Annotated in this window: 17 protein-coding genes; 11 read left to right on the forward strand and 6 right to left on the reverse strand. The window is 39.8% G+C overall.

Annotation, left to right across the window (positions count from 1 at the left end):
- Nucleotides 1-11: 11 nt before the first annotated feature.
- Nucleotides 12-1,865 carry a DNA topoisomerase IV subunit B gene (locus ABDW32_RS16235; protein ID WP_343564232.1) on the reverse strand — a complete coding sequence of 618 codons (1,854 nt, stop codon included), beginning with the start codon at nucleotides 1,863-1,865 and terminating at the stop codon, nucleotides 12-14.
- A gap of 166 nt (nucleotides 1,866-2,031) precedes the next feature.
- On the opposite strand from ABDW32_RS16235, the gene ABDW32_RS16240 reads away from it, so the two are divergent.
- Entirely contained in the window at nucleotides 2,032-3,174 is a 1,143-nt protein-coding gene (locus ABDW32_RS16240) for an SPFH domain-containing protein (protein ID WP_343564234.1), read from the forward strand.
- A 22-nt stretch (nucleotides 3,175-3,196) separates the two neighbouring features.
- Nucleotides 3,197-4,306, forward strand: coding sequence for a hypothetical protein (locus tag ABDW32_RS16245; protein ID WP_343564235.1), 1,110 nt, complete (start codon nucleotides 3,197-3,199; stop codon nucleotides 4,304-4,306).
- A 73-nt stretch (nucleotides 4,307-4,379) separates the two neighbouring features.
- On the opposite strand, the gene ABDW32_RS16250 is transcribed toward ABDW32_RS16245, so the two are convergent.
- The 4 genes from ABDW32_RS16250 to ABDW32_RS16265 form a co-directional block, all read right to left on the reverse strand.
- Nucleotides 4,380-5,372, reverse strand: coding sequence for a hypothetical protein (locus ABDW32_RS16250; RefSeq protein ID WP_343564238.1), 993 nt, complete (start codon nucleotides 5,370-5,372; stop codon nucleotides 4,380-4,382).
- 31 nt (nucleotides 5,373-5,403) lie between these two features.
- Nucleotides 5,404-6,513, reverse strand: coding sequence for a hypothetical protein (locus tag ABDW32_RS16255; protein ID WP_343564240.1), 1,110 nt, complete (start codon nucleotides 6,511-6,513; stop codon nucleotides 5,404-5,406).
- A 10-nt stretch (nucleotides 6,514-6,523) separates the two neighbouring features.
- Nucleotides 6,524-7,258 carry a hypothetical protein gene (locus ABDW32_RS16260; RefSeq protein WP_343564242.1) on the reverse strand — a complete coding sequence of 245 codons (735 nt, stop codon included), beginning with the start codon at nucleotides 7,256-7,258 and terminating at the stop codon, nucleotides 6,524-6,526.
- 289 nt (nucleotides 7,259-7,547) lie between these two features.
- Nucleotides 7,548-8,045 carry a phosphoheptose isomerase gene (locus ABDW32_RS16265; protein ID WP_343564244.1) on the reverse strand — a complete coding sequence of 166 codons (498 nt, stop codon included), beginning with the start codon at nucleotides 8,043-8,045 and terminating at the stop codon, nucleotides 7,548-7,550.
- Between the two features lie 199 nt (nucleotides 8,046-8,244).
- On the opposite strand from ABDW32_RS16265, the gene ABDW32_RS16270 reads away from it, so the two are divergent.
- The 9 genes from ABDW32_RS16270 (at nucleotide 8,245) to atpG (ending at nucleotide 16,353) form a co-directional block, all read left to right on the forward strand.
- Entirely contained in the window at nucleotides 8,245-10,470 is a 2,226-nt protein-coding gene (locus ABDW32_RS16270) for a helix-turn-helix domain-containing protein (RefSeq protein WP_343564246.1), read from the forward strand.
- Between the two features lie 49 nt (nucleotides 10,471-10,519).
- Complete coding sequence (locus ABDW32_RS16275; protein ID WP_343564248.1) at nucleotides 10,520-10,747, forward strand: AtpZ/AtpI family protein; 228 nt, start codon at nucleotides 10,520-10,522, stop codon at nucleotides 10,745-10,747.
- Nucleotides 10,740-11,138 carry a hypothetical protein gene (locus ABDW32_RS16280; RefSeq protein WP_343564250.1) on the forward strand — a complete coding sequence of 133 codons (399 nt, stop codon included), beginning with the start codon at nucleotides 10,740-10,742 and terminating at the stop codon, nucleotides 11,136-11,138. The genes ABDW32_RS16275 and ABDW32_RS16280 overlap by 8 nt, the downstream gene beginning before the upstream one ends.
- Before the next feature lie 94 nt (nucleotides 11,139-11,232).
- Entirely contained in the window at nucleotides 11,233-12,321 is a 1,089-nt protein-coding gene (gene atpB, locus ABDW32_RS16285) for a F0F1 ATP synthase subunit A (RefSeq protein ID WP_343564252.1), read from the forward strand.
- Between the two features lie 36 nt (nucleotides 12,322-12,357).
- Nucleotides 12,358-12,546 (forward strand): ATP synthase F0 subunit C, encoded by a 189-nt coding sequence (gene atpE / locus ABDW32_RS16290; RefSeq protein WP_028070619.1) that lies wholly within the window; start codon nucleotides 12,358-12,360, stop codon nucleotides 12,544-12,546.
- A 111-nt stretch (nucleotides 12,547-12,657) separates the two neighbouring features.
- On the forward strand, nucleotides 12,658-13,158 hold the full coding sequence (locus ABDW32_RS16295) for a F0F1 ATP synthase subunit B (protein ID WP_077437696.1): 501 nt from the start codon (nucleotides 12,658-12,660) through the stop codon (nucleotides 13,156-13,158).
- 29 nt (nucleotides 13,159-13,187) lie between these two features.
- Nucleotides 13,188-13,730: a F0F1 ATP synthase subunit delta gene (locus ABDW32_RS16300; RefSeq protein ID WP_343564254.1), complete on the forward strand. Its 543-nt coding sequence runs from the start codon at nucleotides 13,188-13,190 to the stop codon at nucleotides 13,728-13,730.
- Between the two features lie 54 nt (nucleotides 13,731-13,784).
- Nucleotides 13,785-15,359, forward strand: a complete 1,575-nt coding sequence (gene atpA, locus ABDW32_RS16305; protein ID WP_104385731.1) for a F0F1 ATP synthase subunit alpha — start codon at nucleotides 13,785-13,787, stop codon at nucleotides 15,357-15,359.
- 91 nt (nucleotides 15,360-15,450) lie between these two features.
- Nucleotides 15,451-16,353 (forward strand): ATP synthase F1 subunit gamma, encoded by a 903-nt coding sequence (atpG, locus tag ABDW32_RS16310; RefSeq protein WP_343564259.1) that lies wholly within the window; start codon nucleotides 15,451-15,453, stop codon nucleotides 16,351-16,353.
- A 71-nt stretch (nucleotides 16,354-16,424) separates the two neighbouring features.
- Here atpG and ABDW32_RS16315 read toward each other — a convergent pair whose 3' ends face one another.
- On the reverse strand, nucleotides 16,425-17,471 hold the full coding sequence (locus ABDW32_RS16315) for a beta-ketoacyl-ACP synthase III (protein WP_343564261.1): 1,047 nt from the start codon (nucleotides 17,469-17,471) through the stop codon (nucleotides 16,425-16,427).
- Nucleotides 17,472-17,496: the final 25 nt, after the last annotated feature.

Here is a 17,496-nt window from a genome sequence, read left to right on the forward strand (position 1 = left end):
AGCGGGTTAAATTAACCCGCTTTTTTTGTTAGTTCTTCTTCAAGGTCTACTTCTACACGTAGATTTTCAACAATATGTTTTTGTCGATCTGGTGTATTTTTGCCCATGTAGTATTCTAATAATTGTTGAATCTTATTGTCTTTTGATAAAATGACAGGATCAAGACGAATATCTTTTCCGATAAATAGGCCAAACTCGGAAGGTGATATTTCACCTAAACCTTTAAATCGAGTGATCTCAGGTTTGGCTCCCAGCTTTGCAATTGCTTTCTGCCTTTCTTCATCGGAGTAGCAATAAATCGTCTCCTTTTTGTTCCTAACCCGGAATAATGGTGTCTGGAGGATAGATACGTGACCCGCTTTGACCAAATCGGGGAAAAACTGTAGGAAAAACGTTAATAATAGAAGACGGATGTGCATTCCATCAACATCGGCATCGGTAGCGATGACGATATTATTGTACCGTAGTCCATCGAGTCCATCTTCAATATTAAGTGCATGTTGCAAGAGATTGAACTCTTCATTCTCATAAACGATTTTTTTGGACATGCCATAGGAGTTCAATGGTTTTCCTTTCAAACTGAAAACCGCCTGAGTCTGTACATCACGTGACTTGGTAATTGACCCTGACGCGGAGTCCCCCTCGGTTATGAAAAGTGTTGTCTCTTGGTTGCGTTCATTTTTATCACTGAAATGGACCTTACAGTCACGCAATTTACGGTTGTGTAAAGATGCTTTTTTAGCTCTTTCATTGGCCAATTTTTTGATCCCAGCAATATCCTTACGCTCTCTTTCAGATTGAAGAATACGTTTTTGAAGCGCATCTGCTGTACTTGGATTTTTATGCAGATAATCATCCAATGCTTTTTTGACAAAGTCATTAATGAAACCTCTTACGGTCGGGCCTTCTGGTCCGACGCTCTGAGAACCCAATTTTGTTTTTGTTTGGGACTCGAAAACCGGTTCCTGTACCTTGATGGCTATCGCCCCGATAATTGAAGATCGAATGTCAGAAGCGTCAAATTCTTTTTTGTAGAACTCGCGGATTGTTTTGACAATTGCTTCACGGAAGGCTGCCTGATGTGTCCCGCCCTGAGTAGTATGTTGGCCGTTGACAAAAGAATAGTATTCTTCTCCATATTGTTGACCGTGGGTCATTGCAATCTCGATATCATCACCACGCAGGTGGATGATCGGATAGCGCATGGATTCGGCATCAATATTCCTCTCTAATAGATCTTTTAAGCCATTCTCAGAAACAAACCGTTGGCCATTGAAGTTGATCGTAAGACCTGAGTTTAGAAAAACATAGTTCCAGATCATATTCTCTACAAATTCCGAACGATATTTGTAATTTCTGAAAATAGAATCATCTGGATAGAATGTTACTGATGTACCATTACGCTGGGTAGTATCTTTTTGTTCGTCACTGATCAATTCGCCTTTAGCGAACTGTGCAATACGTGTTATATTTTGGCGGTAAGATTGTACTGTAAACTGACTGGATAACGCATTGACTGCTTTTGTACCCACACCATTTAATCCCACGGATTTTTGGAAGGCCTTGCTGTCGTATTTACCACCGGTATTAATTTTGGAAACTACATCTACGACAGAGCCGATTGGGATTCCACGACCATAATCACGTACCGAAACTTTGTTTTCGTTTACAGTAATATCAATGGTTTTACCGGCACCCATTACAAATTCGTCAATCGAGTTGTCAACGACCTCTTTCAATAAAACATAGATGCCATCATCGTAGGCCGAACCGTCCCCTAACTTTCCTATGTACATTCCCGGACGAAGGCGGATATGCTCTTTCCAATCCAGGGACCTAATACTGTCTTCGTTATATGTACTCATAAATTTATGTAGAACTTAGCTAACAAAAATATAAAAAATAAACTATGATAAGTAGTTAAAAGACTAAATTTTTTAGATATGGACAGATTGTGGTTTGATTTGGAAAATTGTTGGTTTGAGCGGAAATGTTTACATTTAGTGTAAGTAATTGTAAAGAGAAAAATTTATGGGGTTATTTGATAAAATCAGAAATGAATTTATTGACATTATCGAATGGGTCGATAATAGTACGGATACGATTGTATGGAAGTTCCCACGGTATCAGAATGAGATTAAAATGGGAGCGCAACTTACAGTGCGGGAGGGACAGGCGGCGGTATTTTTAAATGAGGGAATGGTTGCCGATGTATTTCAACCCGGAAGATATGAATTGACAACGCAGAACATGCCGATTATGACGACCATTAGGGGGTGGAAATATGGCTTTAACAGTCCTTTTAAGGCTGATGTTTATTTTGTCAACCTTCGCCAGTTTGTCAATCAACGTTGGGGGACTAAAAACCCGATCATGTTACGCGATCCTGAATTTGGACCCATACGGCTCCGTGCATTTGGAAATTTCTCCTTTCAGGTGAAAGATGTTCCTGTATTTATGAAACAGCTGGTGGCGACGACTCCGGTATTTACCGTAGATGATATTACCGAGCAATTGCGCAATATTGCGGTGTCTAGAGGAATGGATGCCATAGCAGAGTCTAAAATTCCAGCATTGGATTTAGCATCCAACTACGATGAGGTTTCCGCACTGATCCAGCAAAAGATCACGGGAGATTTTGAGGAGATCGGATTGAGCCTGACCAAATTTTTGATTGAGAATATCTCATTTCCGGAAGAAGTTGAAAAAGCACTGGATAAAAGAAGTAGCATGGGCGTGGTTGGAAACCTGGGGGCATATGCGCAATTTCAAGCGGCCAATGCTATGGAAAAAGCTGCGGAAAATCCTAGCAGCGGGGGTATTGTTGGCGCCGGTTTTGGTGCAGGTTTGGGTGCGGGGATGGTTGGTCAGATGGGCAATGTGTTTCAACAGCACAATTTTGACGGAAATAATCCTGCTGGTGCAGGAGCTGTTGCAGCAGGGTCAGCAGGACCGCCGCCATTGCCTAAGGCAGTTGCTTATTATCTAGCTATAAAGGGGAAACAGGAAGGACCTTTTGATCAGGAGCAATTGCGTGGATTACAACGTAATGGTACATTGACCACTTCAACATTAGTATGGAAGGAAGGACTTGATAACTGGACGGAAGCTAACAAAATCGTTGAACTGAAAGATTTGTTTTCGCAAACTCCGCCGCCTATTCCTGGAGTTTAGAGATCTAAGTGCTATCACGCGTATGAGTTTTGAAGAGAAGACCTCCGAAATAGAGCGGGGGTTAAAATGCCAGGGTTGTGGTGCTGTTTTGACATACCAACCCGGAACTTCCTACCTGGAATGTTCGTATTGTGGTACCAAAAATGAAATTGCTGACAACATGCCGGAAGACGGCGAAATTGAAGCAACGGATTATAAAGTTTTTGGTAAGGCGATGGATGATGTGGCAGATGAACGTTATAGCTATGTAGCGGAGGTGGTCCATTGTAATAACTGTGGGGCTAATTCGAGATTGAACCCGAATATCACAGCGGATGTTTGTGCATTCTGTGCTTCGCCATTGGTAATTGATCATCAGCAGAGACGTATCGTTAAGCCCCATGGACTTGTGCCTTTTATGGTGGATTATAAGCAGGCATTTGGCTTATTAGCCCAATGGGCAGGAAAAGTCTGGTTTGCTCCAAATGATTTTAAAAGAATCTTTAATACACGGAACGATCGTCTGAAAGGTGTATATATCCCCTTTTGGTCATACGATTCGGATGTATATTCTGCTTATCAAGGATCCCGGGGCGAATATTATTATGTGACGCGGACAAGGCGTAATGCTGAAGGCGAAACCGAGGAATATGAAGAGCGCCGTACGAATTGGTATCCCGCTTCGGGAAGCATCTATAGTCGATTTAGGGATATCGTTATCTCCGGATCAGCTTCGCTACCCGAAAAGTTTTCGGACAAAATCGGGCCTTGGAACCTCGATTACCTGAAGCCGTTCAATGAACAGTATCTAAGTGGTTTTATCGCTGAAACTTTCAGTGTTGATCACGTCGTGGCCGCTGGAACTGCCCGCGCTATTATGGATCGTGAAATTGTACGACAGGTAGAAGACGATATCGGTGGGGATACACAGGACATTAATTCCATTGATAGCGATTTTAAATCAATCAAATTGAAATATATTCTGTTGCCGGTCTGGCTTTCAGCTTATCAGTATAAAGGTAAGAGTTATCAAATTATGGTGAATGCTTTCAATGGCAAAGTTTATGGACAAAGGCCATACAGTGTCTGGAAAATAGTATTCCTGATCCTGCTGATTCTTTTCGTATTATATCTTTTGAGCTTGATGGGCTAAAGTTTGTAATTGTGATACAAAAAGAGCTGTGCCTTTTTCAAGGTACAGCTCTTTTTGTGGCTGTAAAGTATTCTTATTTATTTAACGAAAGCAGAAAACCGATTGTAAAGTTTGCGTCCCAGTCAAATACAAAGGTATCGCAGTTGGTGGCATCTTTAATTGCTTTGTAGATGTTGACACCACTTTTGGTTTTTATTTTGTCGGCTTTATAAGAAGCAGGATCGTTCAATACAGTAAACCGTTCTTCTCCCTGACGAGTTTGAGAGGCTAATTCGAAAGGAACACCACCAATGATAAAGCAGACTTCTCTTTTTGCAGCTGGTATTTTATCCCCTAACTTTTTCACTTCAGCATAAACAGCATCGTCTTTTAAATCTTTTTCATAATATTTAGCGCCGGGTGCTTCAACGGATTTGGTATCGCCATCAATCCAGGAAATCTTAGTGTTTCCGGAGCCGATATCGACGACAAAGGAGTTTTCATCATAAGCCTTAGGAAGAACAGATTTAAGAGCCAGTTTTCCTTCTTGTTCAGCTGTAACTAAATTCACCACGAAGCCCATTTTTCTAAGTTCTGAACTAATTACAGTCGTTTTAGGTTCCTTTTGTGCTCCTGAACTGATAACGAAGTGTATATTTTTGGATTTTACACCTTTATCGAGCATCATGCCAATATAGTCCTTTAATCCCTTGCGGATATCTTCGGTATTGGCCAAACCCTCATATGCAAAGGATTTGCCGAAATCTTTGGAAATAATCTCCCATCGATTTTCTTTATCCATATTGACAACAAAGGAATTGAATCCTGAAGCACCAACTTCTACAACTCCCTTATATTCTCCATCAACCGGTTTTTCGGGCTGATAATTGAATGAGCGGGTATTTTCCGAACCTGAAGTTGCGGGGCCGGCAACATTGATGCTTGTTGAATCTACTTTATTGACAGTTGGGTTCGCGTCGAATTTGCCTGATTGCATAGCCCAGTAGCCGATGGCAAGGATAGGTGCAGCGATAATAATTGCTTTTATAGGCCATCTTAATCTAGCCCATGTCGATTTCTCTTCCATAATTTTGAATAATAGGATATTGTTTTGTTAATTAATCTAATAATGTAAAGCCCTTGTCGATTTTTTCTTCGGGTTTAAGTTCGTAACTCGCGTCGGACATTTGTGTGACGTTGAGAACTTTTAAGTTACGTTCGTCAACTTTTCTTATAAATTCCTCCAGTTCTCCCTGCGAAGGGGCGCCTCCGACTGTGATATTATTGTTTTGATCCAAGAAATCCAAATTGGATCTAATCGATGCGATGTTTTGACTGATAGCACCTGTCGCGGCATTCATGGCTTCCTGAAAAGCCCATCCATCTTTGATATTAAATACATCGGCAAGCCCATCCGTTGCATTTTTCATTTTTTGCGTTGCTTCTAACTTTTTGGAAATAATAGAAATGCTGCTATCTAATGTACTTACATAAATACGTGCTGCACTTTCATTGTCTTTAAGGACTTCCAGTACTTTCGCAAACTGATTGGCATATTGTACATAGCTACGTGCATTTTGCTCTTCAGATTCTCCTTCTTTACCTAGTAAGAAAGCTTTAGTACGTGTCTCCTTCGCATCTCTAGCGTATGCATTGGCTTTCTCCGCATTATTTTTACTGGCTTCTTCCTTGGATTTTTCATCGAGATTGGCTGCTTCGGCAGTAAACCTTTTTGCATAAGTATACTTTTCTTCCGCAGTTTTTTGAGCTGTTTCACCACTTTGAATCATATCGATGCGAACACCGTCTACATTACTGATCTTCTCCTTTACACGTTTTAAAGTATCTTTGGCATCGCGGGACAGCAATTGTAAAGTCTCGATCGGGTTATTTCTAATAATTGACTTTTCGCCTTTAAAAAGTAGTACTGTACCTAGACGGTGTAGCAAAGCGATGATTTTTGGCGCTAGAAGCAGTAAGGTAATCAGAATAATACTGAAGATTACAAATAAAATGCTCTTCCCAGCATATTCGAGCATAATGGGGAGATATTTGAAGAAAGCAAAGGCGCCACCCAGTATCAGTGCCCAAAAGAAAATTGTGGAAACCGTTTTTTTTGCCTCCGGAGACTTCAATTGTGCAGGTAAATGATCTCCCAATACTTGAAATATAGGGAGTTGTGTTTTTATCTCAGCAGGAATATTGATGTATTGATCTTTTCTTTCCATTGATTTATAGTTATGTAATTGATTGATTAATCATATGCAAAGCGTTGTTTATTTCGGTAATGACCTCGTCAACAGCAGCGTTGCCTATTGTTATTTTTTGTTCGATTTCTTTAATTTTTGGCTCGTACTTTTCATTAATCTGCCCCAGAGCCGTTTGCTTTTTCTGTAGATCATCCTGCAATTTGTTTATATTTTCAGTTAATGCTTTAATTTCACTGTTCAAATTTGCGATCTCCATGCTTCGGTCCTGTTCTGTCCTTCTCTTCTCTTCCTGTTTCTGTTCCGATTCTTTGGCTATTGTTGCTTTAAGCTTATTAGCATAATTTGTGCCAGTTGCGACAAGTTTTTCCTTTGATAAAGAACTATCGACAAACTTAAGCGAGGTATATGCGGCCTTTAACGTGTTTTCTTCTACTTTGCCCATTGCGGCAGCAGCATTCCAGACTTCAAAAAAATCGACTCCTTGTTCGTTTAGTTTTTCGAGGATGGCGTATACCTTTAGCTTCATTTCTTTGAGGTCGGTGGAACCATCGTTGGCTGTAATGGGAATAGGAGGTGGAGTCTTGCCGCTTGCTACCGGTTGTGCTACCGAATTATATGTTGGCTTAGGATTGCTTAATTTTTCTTGTGTCGGAGCAGCAGGAGCCGGAGATTGGGGAGCAGAGCTTGTCTGATCATCTTCGAAAATTAATCTTTTAAGACTGTTTAAGATTCCGGAACTTCTTTGGTTTTCGTTGTTGCTCATTATGTGCTATATTATTATACTACACTAAAATAATAAAAATTAAGATTGCGATCGCTAAATTTATTAGAATGAAATCATCATGAGGTTAATTAATGGTCAAATGGACGCGAGAGATTGAAAATAACAAGTGGCAAGTTAACGAGAGATAAGTCGTTAATGTATAATATGCCAAGATTTGTAAGAGAATAGTGGAGAATCTAGGATAAGCGAGGTAGGTTGTGGATTTCATAAAAAACAAAGATTTCCAATTTAGTACTGGAAATCTTTGAGGGCATCGTTGAAGAACCTTCTATCTTCCAAAATCGTCTTGAACGCGTACAATATCGTCTTCGTCTGAAGGGTTGTTCGCATCAGTATGCTGCCAAATTTCAGCTAAAATACCAAAACCATCCAGGCCAATAAGACGGTGACGTTGTCCCTGACGTAATCTAATTGTTTCACCTTCTCTTAAAGTAGATACCACGGACTCCTCATCTGTATCGGAAACCATAACGCCTACATTGCCCTGAATAACACGCCAGATTTCGGCACGGCGGTGGTGATACTGCCAAGAAAGTCTCTTCTCTGGAGCAACGATTAGAATTTTTGGACTTAATTTTCCTGAAATTCTTAATTCCTGAACGTCTAATCCGCCAAAATACTCGTTTGCGAACTCTTGTGCCTGGGATTCGTCGATGACAAAAAAGCCGCCCCAAGGGCGTGCTGCATCCGACTTTTCAATGTTGAACCCTTTGGATGTCAACATCTCTTGCACTTTTTCAAATAATGCGGTTTTATCTATAGCCATCTTATAAAATTTCTAAAAATTTATTGATCATTAATTCAGCAGCTAAATATAGAAAAAAATCATTAATATTTTTAGTTAACCGTTTTAGCTTTACTAAAATCATTAATAAAATATGTTTTTTTATAAAATATACAATCGATCGGTAGGATATGTTTTCAAAATGAAATCCTTAGTTTTGTGATCAATCTAATTTCAGGATATGTCAAATTTTCAAGTCGATCGCGAAAATACAGCGTTTATGCAAGCTGTAGCATTTGTTAACCAAACCAATCAGAATGTATTTATTACAGGAAAAGCAGGCACGGGCAAGACGACTTTCTTGAAATATATTCGTGAACATAGCTATAAGAAAATGGCAATTACTGCGCCAACCGGAGTAGCTGCCATGAATGCGGGCGGTACGACTTTACACTCTTTGTTTTGGCTTCCTTTTGGAACTTTTGTTGAAGACTATGAGTTGCGCTGGGACGAGCAGGATAGCCATATTTACAATAAATCCCGGTTATTCAGTACAATAAAGCTAACGAAACAACGGCGGGCGATCTTGCAGGAACTGGAGCTATTGGTTATTGATGAGGTTTCGATGGTGCGGGCCGATACCTTGGATGCGATTAATGTGATCCTGCAGTCCGTTCGCCGCGATATGCGTCCGTTTGGTGGTTTGCAGGTATTATTTATTGGAGATTTATACCAATTGCCGCCGGTGGTCAAAGATGCAGAATGGAATATTCTCCGCGATCATTATTCTTCTGTTTTTTTCTTCAATGCAAAAATCTTAAGGGATAGTCCTTTGGTGATGCTGGAGCTTAATAAAATCTATCGTCAGCAGGATGAGGGATTTATTTCGATCTTGAACGCGATACGGAATAATCAATGTACCAATGAGATGCTGGCAACCTTAAATAGCTATTACCAAAAGGATTTCGTTCCAAAGGAGGAGGAGCAATATATTACATTGACCTCCCATAATAGGAATGCGGATGAGATCAACAGTGCAAAACTGGCTTCATTATCTGGAAAGATGCTCAACCTAAAAGCTGTTGTGAAGGATGACTTTGCACAAGGATCTTATCCTGCCGAAGAAACACTATCATTAAAAATAGGGGCGCAGGTGATGTTTATCCGAAATGATTCCGGTGATGAGCGAAAGTATTACAATGGTAAGATCGGTACGGTAAAACATATTGATACAATACAAGGGACAGTAACCGTCACTTTTCCTGATGGTTCTGATGAGGTGACAGTCAAGAGAGAAACCTGGGAAAATATCCGTTACAACTATGATAAGGGACAGGATCAAATTAAAGAAGAGGTTCTTGGTACGTTTTCGCAATTTCCATTACGTTTAGCTTGGGCAATCACTATCCATAAAAGCCAGGGGCTGACCTTTGACAAAGCGATTATAGATGCAGGTACTTCTTTTGCTGCAGGTCAGGTATATGTTGCCTTAAGTCGTCTGACAAGCCTGGATGGCCTTGTACTTAAATCTATTATTCCGTCTTATGCCATTCGCACAGATTATCAGGTAGTGGAGTTTGCGCAACGGGCACAGTCCCAGTCCAATATTAATGAAGTGTTGGAGCAGTGTCAGCGAAATTATCTAGGGCAAATTCTGATGAATGGTTTTCGATGGGATGGACTGCTAGCGGAGACCACGGAACTGCTTAAATCAATGGAAGAGCGAAATATTGATGGCAAGGAGAAAGCAATTCAATTTTTTCAAGAAGTGGTGAAACAGCTCCAGGGACAGGAAAAAGTAGCCCATAAATTTATTGCTGTCCTTTATGATTTACTTCGGGATAAAGATGCGATTGATTACAATCTAATTTGCGAACGTTCTACTGCCGCAGTTAACTGGTTTTTGCCAAGGATGGATAAAGATCTTATTGAAGCTTTGACAAAGCACATTGAAGAGTACCAGATTCGTAAGCGGACAAAGAAATATGTTGATGAACTAAAAGCGATATTACTGGATTACAAAAGGAAACGCGAACAGTTGCAGCATTGTCTAATTATTGCAGAAACTTTATCCAAAAAAGAGGATTTTCAAACAGCGATGCTTGATGTAGCCGCTCAGGTCAAAACAAAAGAAAAAGAGGTGCTGGCAGCGCAAAGTGCCGATGAGGAGGGAGCCAAGAAATTGGATACCAAAGATATTTCTTTGGAAATGTTTAAAGAGGGAATGACAATTGCAGATATTGCGAGCAAACGCGGGATGGTCGCTGGTACAATCTATGGGCATTTGATTAATTTTGTGGGTACGGAGGTCGAAGCAACGGAATTAATTGATCAAGAGAAACTGGATCGTATCCTTGATGTTATTCGTGCAAATCCGGATAAATCTTCTTCGGAACTCAAAATGCTTTTAGGGGCGGATATCGACTATCCGGATATTAAAATTGGACAAAAAGTTTTAGGATTGTAGTCTGTAAGGATTTATGATGTATATTTGTCAACCTTTAATTATAAACTAATTGAAAGAGGAGAAAGCCAATAAGAAGATTAACAAATGGATTGTTTTTACTTCCATGCCGATACAAATGGGCGTGACAATATATTTATTTTATTGGGTGGGGAGCTGGTTGGACGATAAATACGCGATTGCGGGTGAATGGGGGATGAAGGGACTGACGCTTTTGGGGGTAATTGTATCGCTGTATCAGTTCATCAAGCAGGCAAATCAAATTAATAAGAATGAATAGTTATCTGAAAAGCGTACTTGTACTGCTGATCGTTTTTGTAGCAAGTTTTGCTGCGCATTATTTAGTGTTATCCGGTATGAATGTTGGGCAATATTGGTCACAGACTGCTTACAGCCTCGTTGGCATGTATGCGTTTGGCTTCTGTTCTTCGTTGCTGGTTGCGGTCTTGGTTTTTTTTGCAAACTGGTCGATGCCGGAGAAATTAGGCGTTATATTTCTAGGGCTTGTGCTCTTGAAGGCTGTTGCGGGTTATATTTATATCAAAGATGGCTTAAAGACCATCGAAAACAACTTTATCGAATATAACTTTTTGGTTGTATTTTTCATTGCTTTATTTGTGGATGTATATGTCGCATTTAGCGCTTTAAATCAAGCAGATAAAAAGGTTTAAACTATTTTTGGAAAAAGTTTGAACAAATGGTGATTTATGCCAAATAAAATTGTATTTTTGCGCAAAATTTTTTATTATTCAATAGTAATCTGAAATGGTGAATCTTAAGAGAGCACTTTTATTATTTGCAGTAATTTTTCTTGCTGTCAATCCTTTTACCTTAAAAGCAGCTGAGGAAGCGCATGGGGATGCGCCTAAAACTCAGGCTGAGGAAATTAAAGAGTATAGTCAACATCACTTGCAGGATGATCATTATTTTTCTTTGTTCTCCGATCAAAAAGCAGGAAAACATTATGGTTTTCCATTGCCAGTAATTCTTATTGATAATGGATTGGTTGTTTTTTCTTCTGGCGAGTTTCATCATGGGGAGTCTGTTGTGGAGAAAAACGGTCAATATTATACACTTTACCATGGAAAGATCTATAAAACAGATGCTACAGGTACTTTAAACTTTGATGAAGCTCATCATCCTACGAATGCAAAACCTTTAGATTTTTCAATTACAAAGAATGTAGTGGGACTACTACTAGCAGCATTCTTATTATTCTGGGGTTTTATCTGTTTAGCTAAGACGTATAAAAAAGGAGTTAATAATCTTCCTAAAGGCGTTGGTCGTGTTTTGGAACCCTTGGTTTTATATGTACGTGACGAAATGGCTGTTCCTAATATCGGTCACCGTTATAAAGAATTTATGCCTTATTTGTTGTCTGTGTTTTTCTTAATCTTTGTTTTAAACTTGTTGGGTATGACTCCACTAGGTTTTAACGTAACGGGCAATATTACAGTTACTTTGTGTTTGGCTTTGTTCACCTTCGTTATTACGAACTTCAAAGCAAATAAAGATTATTGGAAACACATTTTTTGGATGCCAGGTGTTCCAGTTCCTTTTAAATTTATTTTAGCACCAATTGAGGTATTGGGTATGTTTACCAAACCCTTCTCTTTAATGTTGCGTTTATTTGCGAATATTACCGCTGGTCACTCTGTTGTGATGGGTTTGATCGCAATCGTCTATTTATTTCAACAACAATTGACCGTAGGTGGTAGTATCGGGGTTTCTATGTTGTTAACCTTAGTGTTGTTTTTCCTAGAGTTATTGGTTGCGTTTTTGCAAGCCTTTATCTTTACGATGTTGTCGTCCCTATTTATCGGAATGGCAGTTGAAGAACACGCACATCATTAATCGAATTTTTTTGTTAAATTTTATAAAATAATTATTATGTACAACTTAATTGGAGCAGGTTTAATCGTAATCGGTGCAGGTTTAGGTTTAGGTAAAATCGGTGGTTCAGCTATGGAAGCTATCGCTCGTCAACCAGAAGCAGCATCTAAAATTCAAACTGCGATGATCATCATTGGTGCCTTAGTTGAAGGTTTAGCATTCGGTGCTTTAATCTTAGGTAAATAATCCAAGCTGATTAAAAAGTTTACTAAATACAGTTTGCAACGGTTGGTTGCAAACTGTATTTAAACAAAAAAATACAAACAAAGGAAAATTATAATTTACAATTGTATATAAATGGAAGCATTAATTAATCAGTTCTCGTACGGTTTGTTCTTTTGGCAACTAATCATCTTATTGGTTGTGATCTTTTTATTGGGCAAATTTGCCTGGAAACCTATCGTCAACGCTTTGGATGAACGTGAGCAAGGAATTGCGAATGCATTGGAAGCTGCTGAGAAAGCTAAATTAGAAATGGCTCGTTTGACAAATGAAAACGAACAATTGCTTAAAGAGGCTCGTGCGGAACGTGATGTTATCCTTAAAGAAGCGAAAGAGCTAAAAGAGAAAATCGTTGCTGATGCGAAAACACAGGCCCAAACCGAAGGTGCTAAAATGATTGCTCAAGCGAAAGAGGAGATCGAAGAACAAAAGAATAAAGCTTTGGCTGAGGTAAAATCACAAGTTTCTTCTTTGTCTTTGGATATCGCCCGTAAAGTGTTAACAAAAGAATTTGAGGACCAAGGTAAGCAAGAAGCTTTAGTAGCAGATTTGCTGAATGATGTTAAATTGAACTAATCCGGTCACTCAAATTACGAAATAGAATTATGTCAGTATTTAAAGTAGCATCGAGATATGCAAAGTCATTAATTGACTTGGCTAGCGAGCAAGGCTCACTGGAGACCATCAAGACAGATATGGATTCATTCATTGCTGTTTTAAAATCCAGTTCAGAATTGCAGGCTGTTTTGGCCAATCCTATTGTTCCTTTGGACAAGAAGAAAAACATATTGGATGCTTTATTTAAAGATAAGATCAATCCGAATATCTTGGCATTCTTTAAGATCATGATCAATAAAGGTCGTGGTACGGTAATCTATGCCACTGCTCAGGAATTTGTTCGTGAGTATAACGAGGTAAAAGGTATTGTAAAAGCTACAGTTACATCTGCAGCACCACTTTCTGATGCTAATTTGGCGGCGATGAAAGATGTACTTGCAAAAGAGACCAACGCTCAGGTGATATTGAATAATAAAGTCGATAGCAGTTTGATCGGTGGATTTGTGGTCAATATTGGCGATCGCCAGATTGATGCAAGTATTGCTGGTAAGTTGAATAAATTAGAAAGATATTTGAATCAGGGTAACTAAGTTATTCTGATACTTGAAGTAAAATAAATCAAAAAACCCCTTATAATAATTAAAATGATAGAGGTAAGACCAGATGAAGTTTCGGCAATTCTAAGAGAACAATTGTCGGGCTTTAAATCAGAAGCCGAACTAGAGGAAGTGGGTACCGTACTTGCTGTAGGTGACGGTATTGCTCGTATTTACGGCTTAACTAAAGTTCAGTCCGGTGAGTTGGTTGAATTTGATAACGGATTACAAGGTATTGTATTAAACTTAGAAGAAGACAACGTAGGTGTTGTACTTTTAGGCCCTTCTGACGAAATTAAAGAAGGAGATACGATTAAACGTACCAACCGTATTGCATCCATCAAAGTTGGAGAAGGTTTGTTGGGACGTGTAGTGAATACATTGGGTCAACCAATTGATGGTAAAGGACCTATCCAAGGTGAATTGTATGAAATGCCTATCGAGCGTAAAGCTCCAGGTGTTATCTACCGTCAACCAGTAACTGAGCCATTACAGACAGGTATCAAAGCAATTGATGCGATGATTCCAGTAGGTCGTGGTCAACGTGAGTTGGTTATCGGTGACCGTCAGACAGGTAAAACTGCAGTTTGTATCGATACGATCTTAAACCAGAAGGAATTCTATGATGCAGGTCAACCTGTATTCTGTATCTACGTTGCCGTAGGTCAAAAGAATTCTACAGTAGCGAATATCGTTCGTACATTGGAGGAAAGAGGTGCAATGGCTTATACAGTTGTTGTCGCTGCTTCTGCTGCGGATCCTGCTCCACTTCAATTCTACGCTCCAATGGCAGGTGCTGCGATCGGGGAGTTCTTCCGTGATACAGGTCGTCCAGCGTTAATCGTTTATGATGATTTGTCTAAACAAGCTGTGGCTTACCGTGAGGTTTCTTTGTTGTTACGTCGTCCTCCAGGCCGTGAGGCATACCCAGGTGACGTATTCTACTTACACAGCCGTTTATTAGAGCGTGCTGCGAAAATCAACTCTTCAGATGATATCGCGCGTAACATGAATGACCTTCCTGAGTCCATCAAGCATTTGGTTAAAGGTGGTGGTTCATTGACGGCTCTTCCGATCATTGAAACACAAGCGGGTGACGTTTCGGCGTATATTCCTACCAACGTAATCTCAATTACAGATGGTCAGATCTTCTTGGAGTCTAACTTATTCAATGCTGGTATCCGTCCGGCGATCAACGTAGGTATTTCGGTATCTCGTGTGGGTGGTAACGCGCAGATCAAACCGATGAAAAAAGTATCCGGTACATTGAAGTTAGATCAAGCGCAATACCGTGAATTGGAAGCCTTCGCAAAATTCGGTTCTGATCTAGATGCTGCTACTAAAGCAGTATTGGATAAAGGTGTTCGTAACGTGGAGATCTTGAAACAAGGTCAATACTCTCCAGTTTCTGTAGAAAAACAAGTTGCGATCATTTATATTGGAACAAAAGGTTTATTGCGTAATGTTCCAGTAAATAAAGTAAGAGAATTCGAAGAAGAATTCTTGACGCAATTGGAACAACGCCATCCAGAAGTTTTATCAGCGTTCAAAGCTGGTAAATTCTCTGATGAGTTGACTGCAGTATTAGAAACAGTAGCTAAGGATTTAGCATCAAAATATTAAATAGATGTGAGATGATAGATTTGAGATTTGAGATGTCTTTAATAGATTTCTTAAATCTCACATCTCAGATCTCCTATCTCCAATCTCAGATATGGCAAATTTAAAAGAAGTAAGAAATCGGATTACCTCGGTATCATCAACACAGCAGATTACGAAAGCTATGAAAATGGTTTCGGCTGCGAAATTGAAGCGCGCTACTAACGCTATCTTACAATTGCGCCCATATGCGAATAAACTAAGAGATATTTTGGCTGATGTTTCTGCAAGTGTAGAGGGAGGCAATTCTCCTTTTACAGTAGATCGTGAGCCAAATAAGGTATTGATCGTTGTTGTTTCTTCTAATAGAGGTTTGGCTGGAGCATTCAATGCGAACGTGATCAAGACAACCAATAACCTGATCGCTAACAAATATGCTGAGCAACATGCGAAGGGTAATTTAAGTATCATAGGTATTGGTAAAAAAGGTTACGATTTCTATTCGAAACGTAATTTCAATGTGATCGCTAATCACTCAGATTTGTTTTCTGATTTAAATTTTGGGTCTGTTTCAGCAGTGACAGAATTTATCATGGAACAATTTAAGGAAGGTAATTTTGATCGTGTAGAAGTGGTTTACAACCAGTTCAAAAACGCTGCAGTTCAAGAACTGACTGCGGAACAGATTTTACCTTTATTACCACCTGCAGAGGGAAATACACAACATACGCATAAAGCAAAAATTGAAGCTGAAGTGGATTATATCATCGAACCTTCCAAAGAGAAGATTATCGAGGAATTAATTCCTAAAGCCATAAAGATTCAATTATACAAAGCTGTTTTGGATTCCAATGCTTCTGAGCATGGGGCGCGTATGACGGCTATGGATAAAGCGACTGAAAATGCTGGTGACTTGTTGAAATCACTCAAGTTATCCTACAACCAGGCACGTCAGGCGGCAATTACTACAGAGTTGACCGAAATCGTTTCTGGAGCAGCGGCTTTGTCAAACGGATAATCCTATTCGGAAAGCATAAAAAAGGGGATAATCATATGATTATCCCCTTTTTTATGGCTATTATTCTCTTATTACCACCTGATTAATGCGGATCCCCAAGTAAATCCTGCCCCAAAGGCGGCTAAACAGATCAGATCGCCTTCTTTGATTTTACCAGCTTCCCATGCCTCACATAGCGCGATAGGTATAGAAGCTGCTGTTGTATTTCCATATTTTTGGATATTGTTGAAGACTTGATCTTCATTTAATCCCAAGGTTTTCTGTACAAATTGTGAAATCCGAAGATTCGCCTGATGCGGAATTAATAGGTCGATATCAGAAGTTTTCAAGTTGTTCTTGGTCAAAGCCTCATGAATTACTTCAGGGAATTTTACAACAGCTTTTTTGAATACAGCCTGTCCATCCATATTGGGGAAGGCAGTGCCATCTTCAAGCATTTCTTTGGTCATCAATAAACCGCCCAACTCCTGTTTCGGCCAATCGGGCATTTTATCCAACCAGATTCCGCTTGAGGCCCCTGGATAATACATGGCGAGCTTTTCTGCTTCAGCTCCGTCAGAATGTAAGTGCGTACTCAAAATTCCTTTACCAGCGTCGGTTGTTGGTTGTACAAGGACTGCCCCGGCACCGTCACCGAAGATAACAGAAACGGCACGGCCTCTTGTTGAGAAATCGAGCGCAAAGGAATGCTTTTCCGATCCTACAACGAGTACATTTTTATACATCCCCGTTTTGACAAATTGATCCGCTATGGACAGGGCATAGATGAAACCTGAACATTGGTTTCGGATATCCAATGCCCCCACCTCGTTCATTCCCATTTCTCGTTGGAGTAAAACTGCACAGCCCGGGAAATAATAATCGGGCGACAAAGTTGCGAAGATGATGAAATCGACATCTTCCTTGCTGATATTGGCGCGTTCAATTGCTATTTTCGCGGCTTCAACACCCATTGTGGTTGTCGTTTCGCCGATACGGTCGGCGTAGCGACGCTCTTTGATACCTGTTCTTTCCTGAATCCATTCGTCACTGGTATCCATAAAACGTGTTAAGTCCTCGTTGGTATATACGTTTTTTGGAACGTAATAGCCAATTCCTGCGATTTTTGACTGAAACATAATAAATTCCTCTAATTGATTGTAT

This window comes from Sphingobacterium sp., assembly GCF_039596235.1.
GTDB lineage: Bacteria > Bacteroidota > Bacteroidia > Sphingobacteriales > Sphingobacteriaceae > Sphingobacterium.

Bases quoted from the DNA above. Each gene is read 5' to 3' on its own strand.
- ABDW32_RS16235 (WP_343564232.1), bottom strand. From the start codon at position 1,865: ATGAGTACATATAACGAAGACAGTATTAGGTCCCTGGATTGGAAAGAG.
- ABDW32_RS16240 (WP_343564234.1), top strand. From the start codon at position 2,032: ATGGGGTTATTTGATAAAATCAGAAATGAATTTATTGACATTATCGAA.
- ABDW32_RS16245 (WP_343564235.1), top strand. From the start codon at position 3,197: ATGAGTTTTGAAGAGAAGACCTCCGAAATAGAGCGGGGGTTAAAATGC.
- ABDW32_RS16250 (WP_343564238.1), bottom strand. From the start codon at position 5,372: ATGGAAGAGAAATCGACATGGGCTAGATTAAGATGGCCTATAAAAGCA.
- ABDW32_RS16255 (WP_343564240.1), bottom strand. From the start codon at position 6,513: ATGGAAAGAAAAGATCAATACATCAATATTCCTGCTGAGATAAAAACA.
- ABDW32_RS16260 (WP_343564242.1), bottom strand. From the start codon at position 7,258: ATGAGCAACAACGAAAACCAAAGAAGTTCCGGAATCTTAAACAGTCTT.
- ABDW32_RS16265 (WP_343564244.1), bottom strand. From the start codon at position 8,045: ATGGCTATAGATAAAACCGCATTATTTGAAAAAGTGCAAGAGATGTTG.
- ABDW32_RS16270 (WP_343564246.1), top strand. From the start codon at position 8,245: ATGTCAAATTTTCAAGTCGATCGCGAAAATACAGCGTTTATGCAAGCT.
- ABDW32_RS16280 (WP_343564250.1), top strand. From the start codon at position 10,740: ATGAATAGTTATCTGAAAAGCGTACTTGTACTGCTGATCGTTTTTGTA.
- atpB (WP_343564252.1), top strand. From the start codon at position 11,233: ATGGTGAATCTTAAGAGAGCACTTTTATTATTTGCAGTAATTTTTCTT.
- atpE (WP_028070619.1), top strand. From the start codon at position 12,358: ATGTACAACTTAATTGGAGCAGGTTTAATCGTAATCGGTGCAGGTTTA.
- ABDW32_RS16295 (WP_077437696.1), top strand. From the start codon at position 12,658: ATGGAAGCATTAATTAATCAGTTCTCGTACGGTTTGTTCTTTTGGCAA.
- ABDW32_RS16300 (WP_343564254.1), top strand. From the start codon at position 13,188: ATGTCAGTATTTAAAGTAGCATCGAGATATGCAAAGTCATTAATTGAC.
- atpA (WP_104385731.1), top strand. From the start codon at position 13,785: ATGATAGAGGTAAGACCAGATGAAGTTTCGGCAATTCTAAGAGAACAA.
- atpG (WP_343564259.1), top strand. From the start codon at position 15,451: ATGGCAAATTTAAAAGAAGTAAGAAATCGGATTACCTCGGTATCATCA.
- ABDW32_RS16315 (WP_343564261.1), bottom strand. From the start codon at position 17,471: ATGTTTCAGTCAAAAATCGCAGGAATTGGCTATTACGTTCCAAAAAAC.